Genomic DNA, 287 nt, shown 5'->3' with positions numbered 1-287 from the left:
AGTAAGTACAGGAACAGGAGGGATTTACAAAGGAAGTGGTTCGCTAGCCGGTAACACCACAGTGGCACAAAATGCCAATACCTTAGATTTTACTTCTACTGCAACTACAGGAACCAGCCATTTTACAGTAGATGGTAGTACGTTAAATGTAGATGCAGTAAATAATAGGGTGGGTATAGGAACAAGCTCTCCATCAACAAAACTAGAGATTAATGCAAGTACTTCTGGAGCCATAAAAATAAAAGATGGCACAGAAGCGGACGGCAAAGTGTTGGTAAGTGATGCGA

Annotated in this window: 1 protein-coding gene; it reads left to right on the top strand. The window is 41.5% G+C overall.

Features of this window, described 5'->3' with window-relative positions; genetic code table 11:
- Positions 1-287, top strand: a 287-nt coding sequence (locus ACR9ZK_RS21845) for a hypothetical protein (RefSeq protein WP_481344052.1), incomplete at both ends; no start/stop codon positions are given.

It is taken from the genome of Monashia sp. HAY1-5C (assembly GCF_056755255.1).
This window is presented reverse-complemented; position numbering and strand designations above follow the sequence as displayed.